The 20,936-nt window shown below is 41.6% G+C and carries 16 protein-coding genes; 15 read left to right on the forward strand and 1 reads right to left on the reverse strand.

The annotated features are described in order from the left end of the window. Positions 1-205 precede the first annotated feature (205 nt). From ACORHU_RS02625 to whiA, 10 genes are all read left to right on the forward strand, one after another. Positions 206-7,828: an SIALI-17 repeat-containing surface protein gene (locus ACORHU_RS02625; RefSeq protein WP_434364696.1), complete on the forward strand. Its 7,623-nt coding sequence runs from the start codon at positions 206-208 to the stop codon at positions 7,826-7,828. A gap of 740 nt (positions 7,829-8,568) precedes the next feature. After that, a complete protein-coding gene (locus ACORHU_RS02630) occupies positions 8,569-9,087 on the forward strand; it encodes a Dps family protein (RefSeq protein WP_000229863.1) in 519 nt (172 codons plus the stop codon). A 130-nt stretch (positions 9,088-9,217) separates the two neighbouring features. Beyond that, complete coding sequence (locus ACORHU_RS02635; protein ID WP_247934584.1) at positions 9,218-9,724, forward strand: dihydrofolate reductase; 507 nt, start codon at positions 9,218-9,220, stop codon at positions 9,722-9,724. Further along, the gene (locus ACORHU_RS02640; protein ID WP_000442261.1) at positions 9,724-9,894 is read left to right on the forward strand and encodes a hypothetical protein; all 171 of its coding nucleotides are present in this window, start codon (positions 9,724-9,726) and stop codon (positions 9,892-9,894) included. The genes ACORHU_RS02635 and ACORHU_RS02640 overlap by 1 nt, the downstream gene beginning before the upstream one ends. Before the next feature lie 36 nt (positions 9,895-9,930). Then, positions 9,931-11,163 carry an ATP-dependent Clp protease ATP-binding subunit ClpX gene (clpX, locus tag ACORHU_RS02645; RefSeq protein ID WP_012972566.1) on the forward strand — a complete coding sequence of 411 codons (1,233 nt, stop codon included), beginning with the start codon at positions 9,931-9,933 and terminating at the stop codon, positions 11,161-11,163. Between the two features lie 8 nt (positions 11,164-11,171). Further along, positions 11,172-11,759: a ribosome biogenesis GTP-binding protein YihA/YsxC gene (yihA, locus tag ACORHU_RS02650; protein ID WP_000422605.1), complete on the forward strand. Its 588-nt coding sequence runs from the start codon at positions 11,172-11,174 to the stop codon at positions 11,757-11,759. A gap of 10 nt (positions 11,760-11,769) precedes the next feature. After that, the gene (locus ACORHU_RS02655; protein ID WP_434364697.1) at positions 11,770-12,150 is read left to right on the forward strand and encodes a RidA family protein; all 381 of its coding nucleotides are present in this window, start codon (positions 11,770-11,772) and stop codon (positions 12,148-12,150) included. A gap of 51 nt (positions 12,151-12,201) precedes the next feature. Continuing rightward, complete coding sequence (gene rapZ, locus ACORHU_RS02660; protein WP_045604652.1) at positions 12,202-13,092, forward strand: RNase adapter RapZ; 891 nt, start codon at positions 12,202-12,204, stop codon at positions 13,090-13,092. Continuing rightward, entirely contained in the window at positions 13,089-14,066 is a 978-nt protein-coding gene (locus ACORHU_RS02665) for a YvcK family protein (protein ID WP_042901353.1), read from the forward strand. The genes rapZ and ACORHU_RS02665 overlap by 4 nt, the downstream gene beginning before the upstream one ends. Further along, positions 14,063-14,974 (forward strand): DNA-binding protein WhiA, encoded by a 912-nt coding sequence (whiA, locus tag ACORHU_RS02670; protein WP_434364698.1) that lies wholly within the window; start codon positions 14,063-14,065, stop codon positions 14,972-14,974. The genes ACORHU_RS02665 and whiA overlap by 4 nt, the downstream gene beginning before the upstream one ends. A 423-nt stretch (positions 14,975-15,397) precedes the next feature. On the opposite strand, the gene ACORHU_RS02675 is transcribed toward whiA, so the two are convergent. Further along, complete coding sequence (locus ACORHU_RS02675; protein WP_434364699.1) at positions 15,398-16,366, reverse strand: NAD(P)/FAD-dependent oxidoreductase; 969 nt, start codon at positions 16,364-16,366, stop codon at positions 15,398-15,400. A 138-nt stretch (positions 16,367-16,504) separates the two neighbouring features. On the opposite strand from ACORHU_RS02675, the gene cdaA reads away from it, so the two are divergent. From cdaA to ACORHU_RS02700, 5 genes are all read left to right on the forward strand, one after another. Then, positions 16,505-17,362 (forward strand): diadenylate cyclase CdaA, encoded by an 858-nt coding sequence (gene cdaA, locus ACORHU_RS02680; RefSeq protein WP_061759425.1) that lies wholly within the window; start codon positions 16,505-16,507, stop codon positions 17,360-17,362. Continuing rightward, a complete protein-coding gene (locus ACORHU_RS02685) occupies positions 17,349-18,128 on the forward strand; it encodes a CdaR family protein (RefSeq protein ID WP_434364700.1) in 780 nt (259 codons plus the stop codon). The genes cdaA and ACORHU_RS02685 overlap by 14 nt, the downstream gene beginning before the upstream one ends. A gap of 24 nt (positions 18,129-18,152) precedes the next feature. Next, positions 18,153-19,505, forward strand: a complete 1,353-nt coding sequence (gene glmM / locus ACORHU_RS02690; RefSeq protein WP_434364701.1) for a phosphoglucosamine mutase — start codon at positions 18,153-18,155, stop codon at positions 19,503-19,505. Positions 19,506-19,578: 73 nt separating this feature from the next. Further along, entirely contained in the window at positions 19,579-19,953 is a 375-nt protein-coding gene (locus tag ACORHU_RS02695; protein WP_434364702.1) for a DUF1149 family protein, read from the forward strand. A gap of 1 nt (position 19,954) precedes the next feature. Beyond that, positions 19,955-20,803 carry a DegV family protein gene (locus ACORHU_RS02700; RefSeq protein ID WP_265476640.1) on the forward strand — a complete coding sequence of 283 codons (849 nt, stop codon included), beginning with the start codon at positions 19,955-19,957 and terminating at the stop codon, positions 20,801-20,803. Positions 20,804-20,936 lie beyond the last annotated feature (133 nt).

Raw genomic sequence — 20,936 nt, forward strand, 5'->3', positions numbered from 1 at the left:
GTGTAAATTGTACAATGTGAAGAAGTTCATTATTTTGTATATTTTCACAATTATATTAAGAAAATTTAAAAAGCTTGTAACTTGGTATTATGTTGTTTAAAAGTATTTTCAAACTGAAAAAAATTGATCAAAAATTTGAATAATTAACTATAATTGGGTAAAATAGATAGTATGGCATATTATATTTAAGAGGAAAAAAATTAAAATGAAACAATGGTTTTATGGAGAAAAACGTCAGCGTTTTTCTTTTAGAAAATTGTCAGTTGGATTAGTCTCGGCTACTATAGGAAGTTTCTTTTTTAGTAGTTTAATAGCTGGAGATTTATCCCCTGTTAAAGCTACAGAGATTTCACATGGACAGTCAGCTCAAGTGAGCTACTATTATGTAATGGAATCTGAATTAACTGAAGCAGAGAAGTCTATCTTGATCAGAGAGATTCCAAAGCATGTTGAAGAGATATCAGAAAGCTATTATTTAGTTTATCGTCCCAAAGATCAAAAACTAGGATATGGAGCATTACCTCAGACCGGCTACTCTGGTGTCTGGGAGTCAATTTTTGCAGTTGCGGGTTTTACATTCTTGGTGTTAATATTTGCTCGGGCTAAGAATGGCAAGAGATATTTATCGTCTATCTTATTGGTGACAGGAATGGGGTCTGTGTTATTATCTCCAACTGCCTTGGCTGTCACCAACATTGAGCTTGCTGCTTATAATCAAAGTATAAATTTAGGTGTTGGAGAATCTCTGCCAAAACCTTTGCATATTGATGGCTTTGAATATATTGGTTATCTAAAGAATGAGGATAAAAGGGGAAATAGCCTTTCTTCTTCTCATAAGAATAAATCATTAGTAGACTATGGCACCAATCCAGATACAGCTCCAGTTCATGAAGTTCCAGAGTTAGCTGAGTATGGCACAAGTCCAGATACAGCTCCAGTTCACGAAATTCCAGAGTTAGCTGAGTATGGTACAAGTCCAGATACAGCTCCAGTTCACGAGGCTCCAGAGTTAGCTGAGTATGGCACAAGTCCAGATACAGCTCCAGTTCACGAAGTTCCAGAGTTAGTAGAGTATGGCACAAGTCCAGATACAGCTCCAGTTCACGAAGTTCCAGAGTTAGCTGAGTATGGTACAAGTCCAGATACAGCTCCAGTTCACGAAGTTCCAGAGTTAGTTGAGTATGGTACAAGTCCAGATACAGCTCCAGTTCACGAGGTTCCAGAGTTAGCTGACTATGGCACCAATCCAGATACAGCTCCAGTTCATGAAGTTCCAGAGTTAGTAGAGTATGGCACAAGTTCAGACACAGCTCCAGTTCACGAAATTCCAGAGTTAGCTGAGTATGGCACAAGTCCGGACACAGCTCCAGTTCACGAGGTTCCAGAGTTAGCTGAGTATGGCACAAGTCCGGCTACAACTCCAGTTCACGAAGTTCCAGAGTTAGTAGAGTATGGCACAAGTCCAGATACAGCTCCAGTTCACGAAATTCCAGAGTTAGCTGAGTATGGCACCAATCCAGATACAGCTCCAGTTCACGAGGCTCCAGAGTTAGCTGAGTATGGCACAAGTCCAGATACAGCTCCAGTTCATGAAATTCCAGAGTTAGCTGAGTATGGTACAAGTCCAGATACAGCTCCAGTTCACGAGGCTCCAGAGTTAGTTGAGTATGGCACAAGTCCAGATACAGCTCCAGTTCACGAAGTTCCAGAGTTAGTAGAGTATGGCACAAGTCCAGATACAGCTCCAGTTCACGAGGCTCCAGAGTTAGTTGAGTATGGCACAAGTCCAGATACAGCTCCAGTTCGCGAAGTTCCAGAGTTAGTAGAGTATGGCACAAGTCCAGATACAGCTCCAGTTCACGAGGCTCCAGAGTTAGCTGAGTATGGCACAAGTCCAGATACAGCTCCAGTTCACGAAATTCCAGAGTTAGCCGAGTATGGCACAAGTCCAGATACAGCTCCAGTTCACGAAGTTCCAGAGTTAGCTGAGTATGGCACAAGTTCAGACACAGCTCCAGTTCACGAAGTTCCAGAGTTAGCTGAGTATGGCACACGTCCAGATACAGCTCCAGTTCACGAAATTCCAGAGTTAGCTGAGTATGGTACAAGTCCAGATACAGCTCCAGTTCACGAAGTTCCTGAGTTGAAGTTTAGTATAAATGACATTATAAAAATAGAAAAGATAGATTTTTCTATCGTCGAGCTATATACAGATGAGATTACAGAAGGCAGTCGTAACATTGTAACCCCGGGAGTTCAAGGAGAGCGTACGATTAAGACTCGTATCTACAGCTCTAATGACCAGGAGATTGACCGACAAGAGTTGTCAAATGAGGAGACCTTATCCCCAATTACCCAGGTTGTTAAAGTTGGTACAGCTAAGCCGACCATGGTTCCGAAAGAATCACCGACAGCAGAATCTCTTCCAGAGTATCCGTTAACCTTCACCGACGAAATTCGAGTAGAAAAAATCAACTTCGCAGTTCGTGAAGAAGAAACGGACGAACTTGTTCAAGGCAGTCGTAACATTGTAACCCCGGGAGTTCAAGGTGAACGTACGATTAAGACTCGTATCTACAGCTCCAATGGCCAGGAAATTGACCGTCAGGAGTTGTCAAATGAGGAGACCTTATCCCCAATTACCCAGGTTGTTAAAGTTGGTACAGCTAAGCCGACTATGGTTCCGAATGAATCACCGACAGCAGAATCTCTTCCAGAGTACCCGTTGACCTTCACCGACGAAATTCGAGTAGATACAATCAACTTCGCAGTTCGTGAAGAAGAAACGGACGAACTTGTTCAAGGCAGTCGTAACATTGTAACCCCGGGAGTTCAAGGTGAACGTACGATTAAGACTCGTATCTACAGCTCTAATGGTCAGGAGATTGACCGACAAGAGTTGTCAAATGAGGAGACCTTATCCCCAGTTACCCAGGTTGTTAAAGTTGGTACAGCTAAGCCGACTATGGTTCCGAAAGAATCACCGACAGCAGAATCTCTTCCAGAGTACCCGTTGACCTTCACCGACGAAATTCGAGTAGATATAATCAACTTCTCAGTTCGTGAAGAAGAAACGGACGAACTTGTTCAAGGCAGTCGTAACATTGTAACCCCGGGAGTTCAAGGAGAGCGTACGATTAAGACTCGTATCTACAGCTCTAATGGTCAGGAAATTGACCGACAAGAGTTGTCAAATGAGGAGACCTTATCCCCAATTACCCAGGTTGTTAAAGTTGGTACAGCTAAGCCGACTATGGTTCCGAAAGAATCACCGACAGCAGATTCTTTAGAAGAGTTCGACTTAATTACACTGCATAATTTATTGACAGAAGCAGCTCAGATTAAAGCAGAGGCACGTTATTTCAATGATAATCAAAGTCATCAATCTAACTATGATTCTGCATTGATGGCAGGTCAGGCGATTCTTACTCAATCCCAAGCTAGTCAAGCAGAAATCAATCAACTGGTGGAACAAATCAAACAGGCTAAGGCGCAATTGAGTGGTCTTGAGGTTGTCAAAACGGCTCTTCAGACTGAGTACGATTTAAATGTCACTGTTAAAACTTCTGCTAAATATAAGAATGCTGATTTGGATAAGAAGACAGTTTATACAGACCAATTAGCCAAGTCAGAAATAGTTCTGAATAGTCAAACGGCCACACAAGTACAAGTCAATCAAGCTCTTGCTAGTCTGCAAGCCGCCAAAGAAGCACTCAATGGAGTGTCAAAAGTCAAGCCAATAGTTTCGATTCTAAGCCTGACTGAAAATGCAGATGATAAGTCTGTTGCGATCCAATATAGCTTGAAAGACCAAACAAAATCCTTCCGTTCAGCCACTGCAGAATTATATCAGGGGGATAAGCTTGTTCGTACTCTTCCAATCACTAATTTCGATGACAGTCTAAAGATTGGAGAGTTGGATTACTACACAGCTTATACTTTGAAAACCAAGCTGACATATGAGCTGGACAATGGTAGTGTCACTGAATTTGAAACAGACAGCCGTGAATTTGAACTCGAATATAAGAAGATCTCCTTCCGAGATGTTGATTCAGTTGAGTTTTACAGTAAAGATAATGACCAATACAAGCGACTGGTATCAATGAGTTCCATGCCTAAAGATTTGTCAAACTACTTTGTCAAAGTCAAATCAAGTGAAGCTAAGGAAATGCTTCTCCCAGTTCACAGTATTTCTGAAATCCAAAAAGACGGAAAAGATGTATACAGGGTAACAGTCTCGTTGCCTGAGTTGGTTCAAGAAGGTGAGACAGGCTATAAGTCTGGCTACGACTTCTATGTCAGTAAGGCAGTTCCTAGTCAGCAAAATGTTTACACTAGCTTTGCTGGATTGATAGATGCTATGAAGAAAAATATGGCTAGTAATTATGTTTTGGGAGCTGATTTGGATGCCAGTGAGGTTAGTCTGGCACCTGCGGATTATGTTTATCTTAGAGGGAACTTCACAGGTAGTCTGACTGGCAATCATAATGGTAAGCAGTATGCCATCTATAATCTAGCTAAGCCTTTGTTCGAAAACCTCAAGAGTGGTTCTTCTATTTCCGGTATGGATTTGAAGGATGTCAATATTGTGGGTAGCTATGACTCTGCTGCCTTAGCTCGGAGTGCAGAAAATGCTCGAATTACAGACGTTTCTGTCCAAGGTAAAGTATCGGTGATAGGTAATGCTTCTAATGTGGCAGGGTTGGTAGTTAATGCAACAAACACACAAATTTCTAACAGTTCCTTCACTGGTGTCATCCAGGCAAACGAGAAACAGGGCAAAGAATATAATGTTGGTGGTTTGGTTGCTAATCTTAAGGGAGGAGATTCCTTGCTCAGTCAAAGCAGAGCAGATGTGACCATCTTAGCAGGCGCTAGAGCCAACAACCAACGATTCGGCGGTTTGGTCGGTCGTTTGGAGAACAATGCCCGTATCAGTCGTTCTTATGTAACTGGAAAGATTCAAAATACTACTAAGAATGGTCAGATTGGCGGTATCGTAGGGTCCAATTACTTTAATGGTTTGGTTGACAATGTGATCAGTAATATTAGTGGTACGAATGTTTATAGTATTTCTGGAGATCAAGCCTACAATAATGATCGTATTACAGAAGCTTATGCCGTTGAAGGAAATCAAACGCTGGAAAATGACAAGTTTGTCACTTCAACACTGACTCTGAACGAGGCAGAAGAGAAGCTAGCTAGTTTAGATATTACGACAAATCTAGAAGACACGAATCTTAACCTCTATTCTGTTAACTATGCCCAAGAGAAGAATGCTCGAGAAGATCGTCTGATAGCTTATTCTAATATGGAAAAACTCCTTCCGTTCTACAACAAGGAGACAATCATTAGCTATGGAAATAAACTCCCAGATCATCATAAGCTCAATACAGAATATTTGTTGGATGTTGTTCCAATGAAAGGTGACCAGATTATCACTGATATTAATAGTAATAAGGCATCTATTGACCGTTTGATGTTACACTTCGAGGATAATACAGTTGATTACCTGAATCTGACTTATAAAGGAGAGTTTAAGAACCAAGCAATTGCAGAATACACTGTAAATGGCTTAGATCTTCTTTATACACCTGAAGCTTTCTTATCAGACTATAGCAGAGTTCTGAATCAAGTACTGCCAGAGTTGAATAAGGTAGTTCTTGACTCACCAGCCATGCGAACTGTTTTAGGTGTAAATGCTGACACTTCCTTGGATGATCTTTATCTTGATACATCCTTTGAACAAGTCAAGACCAAGCTCTCAGAAGAGTTACGCAAAGTGCTGGCTATGGATACGTCAATCAATACTGAAGGCAATGTTGTTGCTGACTATGTAGCTCGGAAGATTAAAGATAATAAGGAAGCCTTCTTACTTGGCCTTACCTATCTTAACCGTTGGTATAATATTAATTATGATAATATTAATGTCAAAGATTTATCTGCTTATAAGTTTGATTTCTTTGGAAATCATAGTGCTTCAACGATAGATACCATTATTTCATTAGGTCAGTCAGGAATGAATAATCTTAAAGCAAAGAACAATCATTTAGCTTATGATAGTTCTCTCTCTGAAGCGACTGGTAAGCGTGGACTTTTCAATTATTTAGAAAATTACCGTCAGCTCTTCTTACCATACAAGACCAATAATGAATGGCTCAAGACCAATACAAAAGCTTATATCGTAGAGTCTAAGTCGGATGTGGCAGAGGCTAGACAGCTTCAGGATGCAGCTGTGGGCAAGAGCAAGTACTCTGTAGGTGTTTATGACAAGATTACCGCCGATAATTGGGAATATAAGGGCATGCTCCTGCCACTATTGACCATGACGGAGAAGGGTGTCTATGCTATCTCTAATATGTCCACTATTTCTATGGGGACTTATGATCGCTATCGTATTGATGCTAATAACAGGGTCCGCACAGATGCAGAACTAGTTGAATATGTCGAAGAACGTGTTAGAAAGTCTGCTGAATGGCAACGTGATCACTATGATTTCTGGTATAAAATTCTCAGTCCAGAAAGCAAGGACAAACTTTTCCGTTCAGTTCTGGTTTACGATGGATTCTCATTGGTTGACAAGAATGGTCAAAAATATTGGGCTCCAGCTAATGACAAAAAATCTCTGGCTATGCAGGAGTTCTTCGGACCAGCCGGCAAGTGGTATCCAAGCAAGGGCTATAATGCCTATGCTACGGGAAGCGTAACCCACTTTGATGCTGCTAAATTGCTAGAAGACTATGGTAACTCAGTCTACACGCATGAGATGACCCATAATTCTGACGGTGCAATTTACTTTGAAGGTTATGGCCGCCGTGAGGGACTAGGTGCAGAACTCTATGCTCGCGGGCTCTTGCAGTCATCGCCGAGCGCAGATGAACCAACCATTACACTCAATACTCTCTTCAAGGTAGACAAGGATTCTAAGACACGTATGCATACCTATAATTTCAAGGAACGTGTTCAAAATGCAGCAGACCTGCAACATTATGTTCATGGTATGTTTGACATGATCTACACCCTAGATTACCTAGAAGGTACTTCTATACTGAAGCAGAGTGATGATGCGAAACTTCAGTGGTTCAGAAAGATGGAGAATTACTACATTACAGATAAGTATGGTAAGGAAACCCATGCTGGTAACCAGACCAGAACCTTCACTGCAGAGGAAATTAAGCAGTTGACTAGTTTCTACTCTTTGATTGAGAATGATGTAATCACACGTCGGGAGAACAGGGATAGTGGTAAATATGGACGGAATGGCTACCTCAGTCTTAGTCTCTTCTCACCAATCTACTCAGCATTGAGCAATCCTAAAGGGGCTCCAGGGGATGTTATGTTCCGACGTACAGCTTATGAGCTACTGGCAGCCAAGGGATATCATGAAGGATTTGTTCCTTATGTTTCTGGTAAGTACTCTAAGGAAGCCTTTGATGAAGGTAAGAAAACGTGGGACGGATGGTCTGGAAGGGATGTAGGTCTAGTGACAGACCAAAAAGTTTTGGAAAATGTATTTAAGGGCGAATATGACTCTTGGGTAGCTTTCAAGAAGGCCATGTATAAGGAACGGATTGATCAGCTGACCAAGCTTAAGCCGATCACTATTGAGTACGAACTTAGAAATCCAAATAGTACTAAGAAAGTAACTATTCGTTCTTACGCAGAGATGCAGAAATTGATGGATGAAGCAGTAGCAGAGGATGTAGGTAACATTACCAATGCGACTAGTCGTGTTGAAGCTAGTTGGGTTAACTTGCTCAAGAAAAAGATTTACAACGCCTATCTTCGTGAGACAGATGATTTCAGACAGTCTATCTTTAAGAAATAAGGAATTTTATATTTCTTCAATTAAATTTTATGGTAGTTTTCTCAGTCTTTAAGTTATGAGTATTTGATATCTATGGATACTATACTTGATAAGATCATCATGGGATGGCTAATGAGAAAAGTCCTGGCTAGACAGTTTCTTAAAAATGAAATCTCTAGAAGAAAACCGTTTTCTATCAAGTGAATGATCGAATAAAAAAAGATTAAGTAACGGCCTTGTTCCTCATTTCAAGAGGGGCAAGGTCGTTCTTGTGCTGTTTAACACTTTGTTAGTATGCGTTTCCTGAGTCAATACTCTCCAAAAGTCTCTTCAAACCACGTCAACGTCGCCTTGACGTGCGTATGGTTACTGACTTCGTCAGTTCTATCCACAACCTCAAAACAGTGTTTTGAGCTGACTTCGTCAGTTCCATCTACAACCTCAAAATAGTGTTTTGAGCAATCTGCGGCTAGTTTCCTATTTTGTTGACAGTCTATTTAGGAAATATCGTAGCTCAATAATACACTATCTAAGAGCTTTTATTCAGTTTGCTAGAAGTTTGTATATTCTTTTTCTTTTCTCTATTAAAGTAAATAGACATGAAATTGACTCTAATATTCTCTAAAAAATTCTTAAATTATCAGTCTATTGCAACTTTTCTCATGTGGGTCATTTGGCTTGCTATTGGTTTTTCTTAGTGGTATACTAAAGTAGTGATCATTAAGAAGTGGTTACAAAAAATAATGAACGAGGTAAAGAAAATGGTAGAATTGAAAAAAGAAGCAGTAAAAGATGTAGCATCATTAACAAAATCAGCGCCAGTAGCATTGGCAAAAACAAAGGAAGTATTGAATCAAGCTGTTGCTGATTTATACGTGGCTCACGTGGCTTTGCACCAAGTACACTGGTACATGCGTGGTCGTGGTTTCCTTGTATGGCATCCAAAAATGGATGAGTACATGGATGCTCTTGATGGTCACTTGGATGAAATCAGCGAACGCTTGATTACACTTGGTGGAAGCCCATTCTCTACATTGACAGAATTCCTTCAAAACAGTGAAATCGAAGAAGAAGTTGGAGAGTTCCGCAATGTAGAAGAAAGTTTGGAACGTGTCCTTGAAATTTATCGTTACCTCATCACTCTTTTCCAAGAAGCTTTGGATGTGACAGATAAAGAAGGCGATGATGTAACCAATGATATCTTTGTTGGAGCTAAGGCTGACCTTGAAAAAACAGTCTGGATGCTTGCAGCAGAACTTGGACAAGCACCTGGTTTGTAAGAAACAATAGAAACATATATAAATCTGTAGGAAATTTCTTACAGATTTTTTCTATTCTGTAAGCTATTCCAAACCAGTCTTTTTTTGAGTTTTTTGATAAAATAGTACTATCAGTGAAAAGGATGGAAGCATGACTAAGAAAATCGTAGCTATTTGGGCCCAGGATGAAGAGGGTGTGATTGGTAAGGACAATCGTCTGCCCTGGTATTTGCCAGCAGAATTGCAACACTTCAAAGAAACAACTCTGAATCATGCTATCTTGATGGGGCGTGTGACCTTTGATGGGATGGGACGTCGCTTGCTTCCAAAACGGGAGACACTGATTTTGACTCGTAACCCAGAAGAAAAGATAGACGAGGTTGTTACTTTTCAGGATGTCCAGTCTGTTCTTGACTGGTATCAGGGTCAAGACAAGAATCTCTATATTATCGGTGGGAAGCAGATTTTTCAGGCTTTTGAACCCTATTTGGATGAAGTGATTGTGACTCACATTCATACTCGGGTGGAGGGAGATACCTATTTTCCTGAAGAGTTTGATCTGTCTCTTTTTGAGACAGTTTCAAGCAAATCCTATAGCAAAGATGAGAAAAATCCTTATGATTTTACCATCCAATACCGCAAGAGAAAGGAAGTCTAATGGAACGTAGTATATTTGGTTTTTTCACAGCCATGCTGTGTTTGGTCTGCTTGCTTGCAGGAGCACAGGCTTTTCGTAAAAAGCGCTATGGACTTTCTGTTCTGCTCTGGTTAAATGCCTTTACCAATTTGGTCAATAGTGTCCATGCCTTTTACATGACCTTATTTTAGATAGAATGATAGTATAGAATAGAACGGAAGGAAATCATGCCTACAAATAGGAATAATGATATGATGGTTTATTGCTCATTTTGCGGCAAAAGCCAAGAAGAAGTACAAAAAATAATCGCAGGCAATAACGCCTTTATCTGTAATGAATGTGTGGAGTTAGCCCAGGAAATCATTCGGGAGGAGTTGGCTGAGGAAGTTTTGGCAGACTTGTCTGAAGTTCCAAAACCAATCGAACTCCTCCATATCTTGAACCACTATGTAATCGGTCAAGATCGTGCTAAACGTGCTTTAGCAGTAGCAGTTTACAATCATTACAAACGCATCAATTTCCACGATACGCGTGAAGAGTCAGAAGATGTGGATTTGCAGAAGTCAAACATATTGATGATTGGCCCAACTGGTTCAGGGAAAACATTCCTTGCCCAGACCTTGGCTAAGAGCTTGAATGTACCTTTTGCGATTGCGGATGCGACAGCTCTTACTGAGGCTGGTTATGTGGGTGAGGACGTGGAAAATATCCTCCTCAAACTCTTGCAGGCCGCTGACTTTAACATTGAGCGCGCAGAGCGTGGGATTATCTACGTGGATGAAATTGACAAGATTGCCAAGAAGAGCGAAAACGTGTCTATCACACGTGACGTTTCTGGTGAAGGGGTGCAACAAGCCCTTCTTAAGATTATTGAGGGAACCGTTGCTAGCGTGCCGCCTCAAGGTGGACGCAAGCATCCACAACAAGAGATGATTCAAGTAGATACCAAGAATATCCTCTTCATTGTGGGTGGTGCCTTTGATGGTATTGAAGAAATCGTCAAACAACGTCTGGGAGAAAAAGTCATCGGATTTGGTCAAAATAACAAGGCGATTGACGAAAACAGCTCCTACATGCAAGAAATCATCGCGGAAGATATTCAAAAATTCGGTATTATCCCTGAGTTGATTGGACGCTTGCCTGTCTTTGCAGCTCTTGAGCAATTGACGGTTGATGACCTGGTTCGCATCTTGAAAGAGCCAAGAAATGCCTTGGTCAAACAATATCAAACCTTGCTTTCTTATGATGATGTCGAGTTGGAATTTGACGACGAAGCTCTTCAAGAGATTGCCAATAAAGCCATCGAACGCAAAACTGGTGCGCGTGGTCTTCGTTCGATTATTGAAGAAACCATGCTAGATGTCATGTTTGAAGTACCGAGTCAGGAAAATGTGAAATTGGTTCGCATCACAAAAGAAGCTGTCGATGGAACGGATAAACCAATCCTGGAAACAGCTTAGGGGTGACTATGGAACTTAATACACACAATGCTGAAATCTTGCTCAGTGCGGCTAATAAATCCCACTATCCGCAGGACGAACTACCAGAAATCGCTCTTGCAGGGCGTTCAAATGTTGGTAAATCTAGCTTTATCAATACCATGCTGAACCGTAAGAATCTGGCTCGTACATCAGGGAAACCTGGTAAAACCCAGTTACTCAACTTCTTTAACATTGATGACAAGATGCGCTTTGTGGATGTGCCTGGTTATGGCTATGCCCGCGTTTCTAAAAAGGAACGTGAAAAGTGGGGGCGCATGATTGAGGAGTACCTAACGACTCGGGAAAATCTCCGTGCGGTAGTCAGTTTAGTTGACCTTCGTCATGACCCGTCAGCAGATGATGTACAGATGTACGAATTTCTCAAATATTATGAGATTCCGGTTATCATCGTTGCGACCAAGGCGGACAAGATTCCTCGTGGTAAATGGAACAAGCACGAATCAGCAATCAAAAAGAAATTAAACTTTGACCCAAGTGACGACTTCATCCTCTTTTCATCTGTCAGCAAGGCAGGGATGGATGAGGCTTGGGATGCAATCTTAGAAAAATTGTGAGGAAAAGAAAATGGCAAAAACAATTCATACAGACAAAGCTCCAAAGGCTATCGGGCCTTATGTTCAAGGAAAAATCGTTGGCAATCTTTTGTTTGCTAGCGGTCAAGTTCCTCTCTCTCCTCAAACTGGGGAAATCGTTGGAGAAACGATTCAAGAACAGACAGAACAAGTCTTAAAAAACATCGGTGCTATTTTGGCAGAAGCAGGAACAGACTTTGACCATGTTGTCAAAACAACTTGCTTCTTGAGTGATATGAACGACTTTGTTCCTTTTAATGAGGTTTACCAAACGGCCTTTAAAGAGGAATTTCCAGCTCGTTCAGCTGTGGAGGTAGCTCGTCTTCCTCGTGATGTAAAAGTCGAAATCGAAGTCATCGCAGAGATTGGATAAGCTAGTTGAAGTTTGGTGTTGCCAAACTTCTTTTGATATAAGGAGAGATAGATGACAAAGAAACAACTTCACTTAGTGATTGTGACAGGGATGAGTGGTGCAGGGAAAACCGTGGCCATTCAGTCCTTCGAGGATCTAGGTTATTTTACTATTGATAATATGCCGCCAGCTCTCTTGCCTAAGTTTTTGCAGTTGGTTGAAACAAAGGAAGACGACCATAAGTTGGCTTTGGTAGTGGATATGCGTAGCCGTTCTTTCTTTTCAGAGATTCAAGCTGTTTTGGATGAGTTGGAAAACAAGGAAGAACTGGATTTTAAAATTCTCTTTTTGGACGCAGCAGATAAGGAATTGGTCGCACGTTACAAGGAAACTAGACGGAGTCACCCACTAGCTGCAGATGGACGGATTTTGGATGGAATCAAGCTGGAACGTGAACTCTTGGCGCCTTTGAAAAATATGAGTCAAAATGTGGTGGATACGACTGAACTCACTCCTCGTGAGCTGCGTAAAACCATTGCAGAGCAGTTTTCAGATCAAGAACAAGCCCAGTCTTTCCGTATCGAAGTTATGTCTTTTGGCTTTAAATATGGAATCCCGATTGATGCAGATTTAGTCTTTGATGTGCGTTTTTTACCAAATCCATATTATCTTCCAGAACTGAGAAACCAAACGGGTGTGGATGAACCAGTTTATGACTATGTCATGAATCATCCTGAGTCAGAAGACTTTTATCAACATTTGTTGGCTTTGATTGAGCCGATTTTGCCAAGTTACCAAAAGGAAGGGAAGTCTGTTTTGACTATTGCCATGGGTTGTACGGGTGGACAACACCGTAGTGTGGCCTTTGCTAAACGCTTGGCGCAGGACTTATCCAAGACTTGGCCTGTCAATGAAGGGCATCGCGACAAAGACCGAAGAAAGGAAACGGTAAACCGTTCATGAGAAAACCAAAGATAACGGTGATTGGTGGAGGGACTGGGATCCCCGTCATTCTTAAAAGTCTGCGTGAAAAAGATGTGGAAATCGCTGCTATCGTAACGGTGGCAGATGATGGTGGTTCTTCAGGTGAACTCCGAAAAAATATGCAGCAGTTGACACCGCCAGGTGATCTTCGCAATGTCCTTGTGGCAATGTCGGATATGCCTAAGTTTTATGAGAAGGTCTTTCAGTATCGCTTTTCTGAAGATGCTGGAGCCTTTGCTGGCCATCCATTGGGAAATCTCATCATCGCTGGTCTGTCAGAAATGCAGGGTTCGACCTATAATGCCATGCAGTTATTGAGCAAATTTTTCCATACAACTGGAAAGATTTATCCTTCCAGTGACCATCCTTTGACCCTGCATGCAGTCTTCCAGGATGGGACAGAAGTAGCTGGAGAGAGTCATATTGCAGACCATCCAGGCATGATTGACCATGTTTATGTAACCAATACCCTCAACGATGATACGCCTCTGGCCAGTCGTCGAGTAGTGCAGACCATTCTTGAAAGTGACATGATTGTCCTAGGACCTGGTTCCCTCTTTACCTCGATTTTGCCCAATATCGTGATTAAGGAAATCGGGCAGGCGCTTTTGGAAACCAAGGCAGAAATCGCCTATGTCTGTAATATCATGACCCAACGTGGGGAGACAGAACACTTTACAGATAGCGACCATGTGGAAGTCTTGCATCGTCATCTTGGTCGACCTTTTATCGATACTGTATTGGTGAATATCGAAAAAGTGCCTCAGGAATACATGAATTCCAACCGCTTTGATGAATACTTGGTGCAGGTGGAACATGATTTTGCAGGTCTTTGTAAGCAAGTTCCGCGTGTGATTTCATCCAACTTCCTTCGCCTGGAAAATGGGGGTGCCTTTCACGATGGGGATTTGCTCGTGGATGAGTTGATGCGGATTATACAGGTGAGAAAATGAGTTTCACAGTAGCAGTAAAAGAAGAAATCCTAGGTCAACACCATCTAAGCAGACATGAATTATCTGCCATTATCAAGATGTCTGGTAGCATCGGTCTCTCGACCTCGGGCCTGACCTTGTCTGTCGTGACAGAAAATGCCAAACTGGCTCGTCACCTCTATGAGTCCTTTCTCCATTTCTATGAAATCAAATCGGAAATTCGCCACCACCAAAGAAGCAATCTTCGCAAGAATCGCGTCTATACTGTATTTACAGATGAAAAGGTGCAGGACTTGTTAAGTGATTTACATTTGGCAGATTCTTTCTTTGGCCTAGAAACAGGTATTGATGAGGCGATTTTATCGGACGAGGAAGCAGGGCGTGCCTATCTCTGTGGTGCTTTCTTGGCAAATGGAAGCATTCGTGACCCTGAGTCAGGCAAGTACCAGTTGGAAATCAGTTCTGTTTATCTGGACCACGCGCAAGGGATTGCCTCCCTTCTCCAGCAGTTTTTACTGGATGCTAAGGTGCTTGAGCGTAAGAAGGGGGCTGTGACCTATCTCCAGCGTGCCGAAGATATTATGGACTTTCTTATAGTAATCGGAGCCATGGAGGCGCGTGATGATTTTGAGAGAGTAAAGATTTTGCGGGAAACTCGTAATGACCTCAATCGGGCTAATAATGCTGAAACGGCTAATATCGCTCGGACAGTTTCTGCCAGCATGAAGACTATCAACAATATCAGCAAAATCAAAGATATTATGGGCTTAGAAAATCTTCCAGTGGATTTGCAAGAAGTGGCGCAGCTACGGATTCAACATCCAGACTATTCTATTCAGCAGTTAGCAGATAGCCTCAGCAATCCCCTTACCAAAAGTGGTGTCAACCACAGACTCAGAAAGATAAATAAATTAGCCGATGAATTATAAAGACATAAAACACCTCTTTCTTGACAATTGAACAGAACATGTGAGATAATAAATAAGAATTGAGAAGTTCTAGCATTTTAGTGCTAAAACAGAAATCCCCTCGGTACTGCAATACCAAGGGGATTTTTTCTGGGTTAGATAGCACTAACCAGGAAAGTTACTTGTCGAAGTGATCGTCTAACCAACGAGTCACCAGCCATGAGATGATACTCTCGATGACTGCGATAAGTACTATTTTGAGAAGTTCTAGCATCTGTAATACCTCCTTTTCCAAGGCGTATTATTAGTGCCGTTCTTATTATATCACATGTTTTATCAGTTTGATAGGCATTTTTATTTTTGCTAAAAAAGGGAAAGATATGAGCTAACAAGATTGTAGATGAACTATAAAACCACGAATCCTATGTGACTCGTGGTTCTTTTTTATAAACTGGTTGAGTGTTTTGGCTGCACTTTTTGCTCAGGGTCAATGTAGTTGATGGCATTGTTGACAGCGGTTGGAGCTTCTCCGAGGCCTGTCGCAATCAGGTCAATTTTTCCGTCATAGTAGCAGCAGTCTCCGATAGCATAGATACCTGCTTGGCTAGATTCCTGTTTGCTGTTGACAATAATCTTGTGACGATTGAGGTCCAGACCCCAGTTTTTAAGGTTACCAACAGAAGATTTGAAACCATAGTTGACAAAGAGGTGATCTAAGTCAATCGATTCTGTTTCATCAGATTTTACTTTTGTGATTTCAAGTTTATCGAGCGTTTTTCCATCTCCAAGGAGTTGACTAGGGACGAATGGTGTCTTGATGGTCACAGATGATTCCTGCAAGGCTTGGACACTGTGTTCCAAGGCACGGAAATTATCTCTGCGGTGAACAAGGGTAGTTGGCGCAAACTTTTCAAAAGCCAAAGCCCAATCCACAGCTGAGTCTCCCCCACCAAGAATGGTCACTTTCTTACCAGCGTATTGCTGGATGTTGGAAACGTGGTAGTGGATATTTTCATAGCCCTCAACCCCTTCAAGTTCCAGCGGACGTGGTTTGAAGGCACCGCCACCCATAGCGATGATAACTGTTTTAGTTAGGTGACTTCCTTTAGAAGTTGTGATGACAAAGCCTTCTTCTTGTTTTTCAATCTCAAGAACCGTTTCGTTGAGATGAATAGGGGTATCGAAGCTGTTTAGCTGTTCAATCAAGCGGTTAGTCAACTCTTCTCCAGTCAGATTTGGGAAGCCTGGGACGTCTAGGATTTCCTTTTCAGGATAGAGAATGGCAGGTTGTCCACCTAGTTGGGGAAGAGAGTCGATGATTTGGACTTTGGCTTGGCGTAAGTGGGCATAGAAGGCCGCAAAAAGACCGACAGGACCACCACCTACAATGGTAATATCATAGAGTTGAGACATGGTTTCTCCTTTGTTTTTTCTAGTCAGTTTATTTTATCATATTTTTTCCTTAATTTAAAATGAAGTAGGATAGGGAAAAAAATGCCAGAAAAATGGTATAATAGAAAAGAACGTGTTTGGACAGAGAGGAGACAGCAGATGAACTTTCAACAATTATCCAACCTGCAATATTGGACTAGCTTGTTTTCTAGTCCTTGGAGTATTGCCATCAATCTGTTTGATATTTTGATTGTGACCTATGTTTTGTATCGTTTTACAAAAGCGATAGCTGGTACCAAGATTATGATTCTGGTGCGGGGGGTCTTGATTTTTGTATTAGCCCAGGTTGTGGCCAATATCCTTGGTTTAACCACGATTTCTTGGTTGATTAATCAGATTATCACTTATGGAGTCATTGCTGTGGTTGTTATCTTCTCTCCAGAAATTCGAACTGGTTTGGAACGTTTGGGAAGGGCGACAGATTTCTTTTCTACTACTCAAATAAGTGCAGAAGAGCAAATGATTCGTGCCTTTGTCAAGTCAGTTGAATACATGAGTCCTCGTAAGATAGGTGCTCTGGTTGCCATTCAACGGGTTCGAACCTTGCAAGAATATATTGCGACAGGAATTCCCTTGGATGCCAAAATTTCGGCAGAACTCCTCATCAATATTTTTATTCCCAACACTCCTCTACATGATGGTGCTGTGATTATTAGAGAAAATCGGATTGCAGTCACCTCTGCCTATCTGCCCTTGACAGAAAGCACAGGGATTTCCAAGGAATTTGGGACCAGACACCGGGCGGCTATCGGTTTATCAGAAGTGTCTGATGCCTTGACCTTCATTGTCTCAGAGGAAACAGGTGGTATTTCTATTACCTACAACGGGGTCTTCAAGCATGATTTGACGATTGAAGAATTTGAAGCAGAGCTACGAACAATTCTTTTGCCAGCTGTTGAGGAAAAAGCCAGTTTCAAGGACCGTTTGCTAGGAGGTTGGAAATATGAGAAAAAATAGTCTATATATCATTTCATCTCTCTTTTTTGCTTGTGTTTTATTCATTTATGCAACGTCGACCAACTTTCAAAATAGTAATACCACAAGGCAGGTCAAATCGGAGACCTACACCAATACGATAGCAAATGTTCCCATCGATATTCACTATGATAATGACCAGTATTTCATTAGCGGATTTGCATCAGAAGTTTCAGTTGTGTTGACAGGTGCCAATCGTGTGACCTTGGCCAGTGAAATGCAGGAAAGTACTCGTAAGTTTAAGGTAATAGCGGATTTGACAGATGCTAGTATTGGAACGATTGAAGTTCCTTTGAACATTGAAAATCTTCCTAGTGGATTGACCGCTGTGGCAACGCCTCAAAAGATTACAGTGAAAGTTGGGAAGAAGGTTAAGCGAGATGGGATGATTGTTGTGCCACAAGTTGACCAAAGCCAGATTGATCCCAAGCTACAACTTGATAGTGTAACTGTGTCAAATGAGCGAGTTTCGGTCACAACTGACCAGGAAACATTAGCTAAGATTGATAAAGTTATTGCGCTTTTACCAACCAGCGAACGGATTACAGGTAATTACAGTGGTTCGGTACCTTTGCAGGCAATCGACCGCAATGGGGTTGTCTTACCAGTAGTTATCACTCCGTTTGATACAACAATGAAGGTCACTACAAAGCCTGTGGCACCAAGTTCAAGCACATCAAATTCAAGTACAAGTAGTTCATCGGAGACATCTTCGTCAACGAAAACAACTAGTTCAAAAACGAATTAAAAATAGGAAAAGGATTTTATAAAAATGGGTAAATATTTTGGGACTGATGGAGTCCGTGGAGAAGCTAATGTAGAACTAACACCAGAATTGGCCTTTAAACTAGGACGTTTTGGAGGCTATGTTCTTAGTCAACATGAAACGGAAGCACCGAAAGTCTTTGTAGGACGTGACACACGTATTTCAGGGGAAATGCTAGAATCAGCCTTGGTGGCAGGTCTCCTTTCAGTAGGGATTCACGTTTATAAACTCGGTGTTCTTGCGACGCCAGCAGTAGCTTACTTGGTCAAAACAGAGGGAGCAAGTGCAGGTGTCATGATTTCTGCTAGTCATAATCCAGCCCTTGATAATGGAATCAAGTTCTTTGGTGGGGATGGCTTCAAACTAGATGACGAAAAAGAAGCAGAAATTGAAGCCTTGCTAGATGCTGAGGAAGACACTCTTCCTCGTCCAAGTGCAGAAGGCTTGGGAACCTTGGTAGATTATCCAGAAGGTTTGCGTAAGTATGAAGGATACCTTGTTTCAACTGGAACTCCTCTTGAAGGAATGAAGGTTGCCTTGGACACAGCAAACGGTGCAGCGTCTACAAGTGCCCGTCAAATCTTTGCAGACCTTGGAGCTCAATTGACTATTATCGGGGAAACACCAGATGGTCTTAATATCAACCTTAATGTTGGTTCAACCCACCCAGAAGCCCTTCAAGAAGTGGTCAAAGAAAGCGGATCAGCTATTGGTTTAGCCTTTGACGGAGACAGTGACCGCTTGATTGCTGTTGATGAAAATGGGGATATCGTTGATGGTGACAAGATCATGTACATCATCGGGAAATACCTTTCTGAAAAAGGACAATTGGCCCAAAACACAATTGTGACAACTGTGATGTCTAACCTTGGTTTCCACAAGGCCTTGGACCGCGAAGGTATTAACAAGGCAGTTACTGCAGTTGGTGACCGCTACGTTGTTGAAGAAATGCGAAAATCAGGCTACAACCTTGGTGGTGAACAGTCTGGTCACGTCATCTTGATGGACTACAATACAACAGGTGATGGTCAATTATCAGCTGTCCAATTGACAAAAATCATGAAGGAAACTGGTAAGAGTTTGTCAGAGTTGGCAACAGAAGTAACCATCTATCCACAAAAATTAGTCAATATCCGAGTGGAAAATGCCATGAAGGAAAAGGCTATGGAAGTGCCAGCTATCAAGGCTATCATCGAGCAGATGGAAGAAGAAATGGCAGGGAATGGCCGTATCCTTGTTCGTCCAAGTGGAACAGAGCCCCTCTTGCGTGTTATGGCAGAAGCGCCTACAACAGAAGAAGTGGACTACTATGTTGATACCATCGCAGACGTAGTGCGAGCTGAAATTGGGATTGACTAAATCCTAGAAAACTAGATGAAAATAAAAAATTATGGTACAATAGCTTATAATATTGTAGCCGAGGGAGAAAGACATGAATCTTAAACGTGAACAAGAATTTGTCAGTCAGTATCATTTTGATGCGCGTAATTTTGAATGGGAAAATGAAAATGGAGCTCCTGAAACTAAGGTGGATGTGAACTTCCAATTACTCCAACATGACCAAGAAAATCAAGTGACTTCCGTGATTGTCATCTTGAGCTTTATGATTGTATTTGATAAGTTTGTCATCAGTGGAACCATTTCACAAGTGAACCATATCGATGGTCGTATTGTTAACGAGCCAAGTGAATTGAACCAAGAAGAGGTGGAAACTTTGGCTCGTCCATGTTTGAACATGCTCAACCGTTTGACTTACGAAGTAACTGAAATTGCATTAGACTTACCAGGAATCAATTTGGAGTTCTAATATGAAACTAGCTGTTATCACAGATTCCTCTGCTTATCTCAGTGCAGAGACCTTGCAAAGAGAAGATTTATTTGTCTTGGATATTCCTGTCAATATTGATGGTGAGGAGTATGTCGAAGGCATTAATCTGACTGCTGAGGAATTTTACCAAAAAATGGCTCAGGCTTCTGAATTGCCTAAGACTAGTCAACCAAGTATTGCTAAGTTAGATGAAATATTAACTTCGCTCAAAGAACAAGGCTATACCCATGCCTTGGGGCTTTTTCTATCTTCTGGAATTTCAGGTTTTTACCAAAATATCCAGTATATGATAGATGAATATGAGGGCTTAACCATTGCTTTTCCAGACACTTTGATTACAAGTGCTCCTCTGGGAATCATGGTTGAAAGCGTCTTTAGCTGGCAAGACCAAGGCGATGATTTTGCCATCATTCAGGATAAGCTAGCCATTCAAATTAGTCGTACGTCAGCCTTTATCATGGTAGATGATTTGGATCATTTGGTGAAAGGTGGACGCCTTTCAAATGGGGCTGCCATTTTGGGCAATTTGCTTAGCATTAAGCCAATCCTTTATTTCAACGACCAAGGTGTGATTGAAGTTTACGAAAAAGTTCGTACTGAAAAGAAAGCAACCAAGCGCTTAATTGAGATTATCAAGGAAACAACAGCTTCAGGCCAATACCGTATCATTGTCATTCACGGGAATGCTCCCGAAAAGGCTGAGGAATTGCGCCAGCACTTGCTAGAATCTGGAGTGGGTTCGGATATTTCACTTGCTACATTTGGTAGTGTCATTGGAACACACCTAGGTGCAGGAAGTATTGCTCTGGGTTATATTCCAGTGATTTAGTTGGCATTTCTAGACTAGTTAAGAAGTTAGCAGTTGAACAAGCCTGGAACCCTGTGTGAAAAAGATAGTTCTTCCAAGGAGTAGACACTTCTTGATCAGAACTCCTATTTTCACTTTGTGTTCCTACAGGCTT

The sequence above is a fragment of the Streptococcus sp. KHUD_015 genome (assembly GCF_051106265.1).
Lineage (GTDB): Bacteria > Bacillota > Bacilli > Lactobacillales > Streptococcaceae > Streptococcus.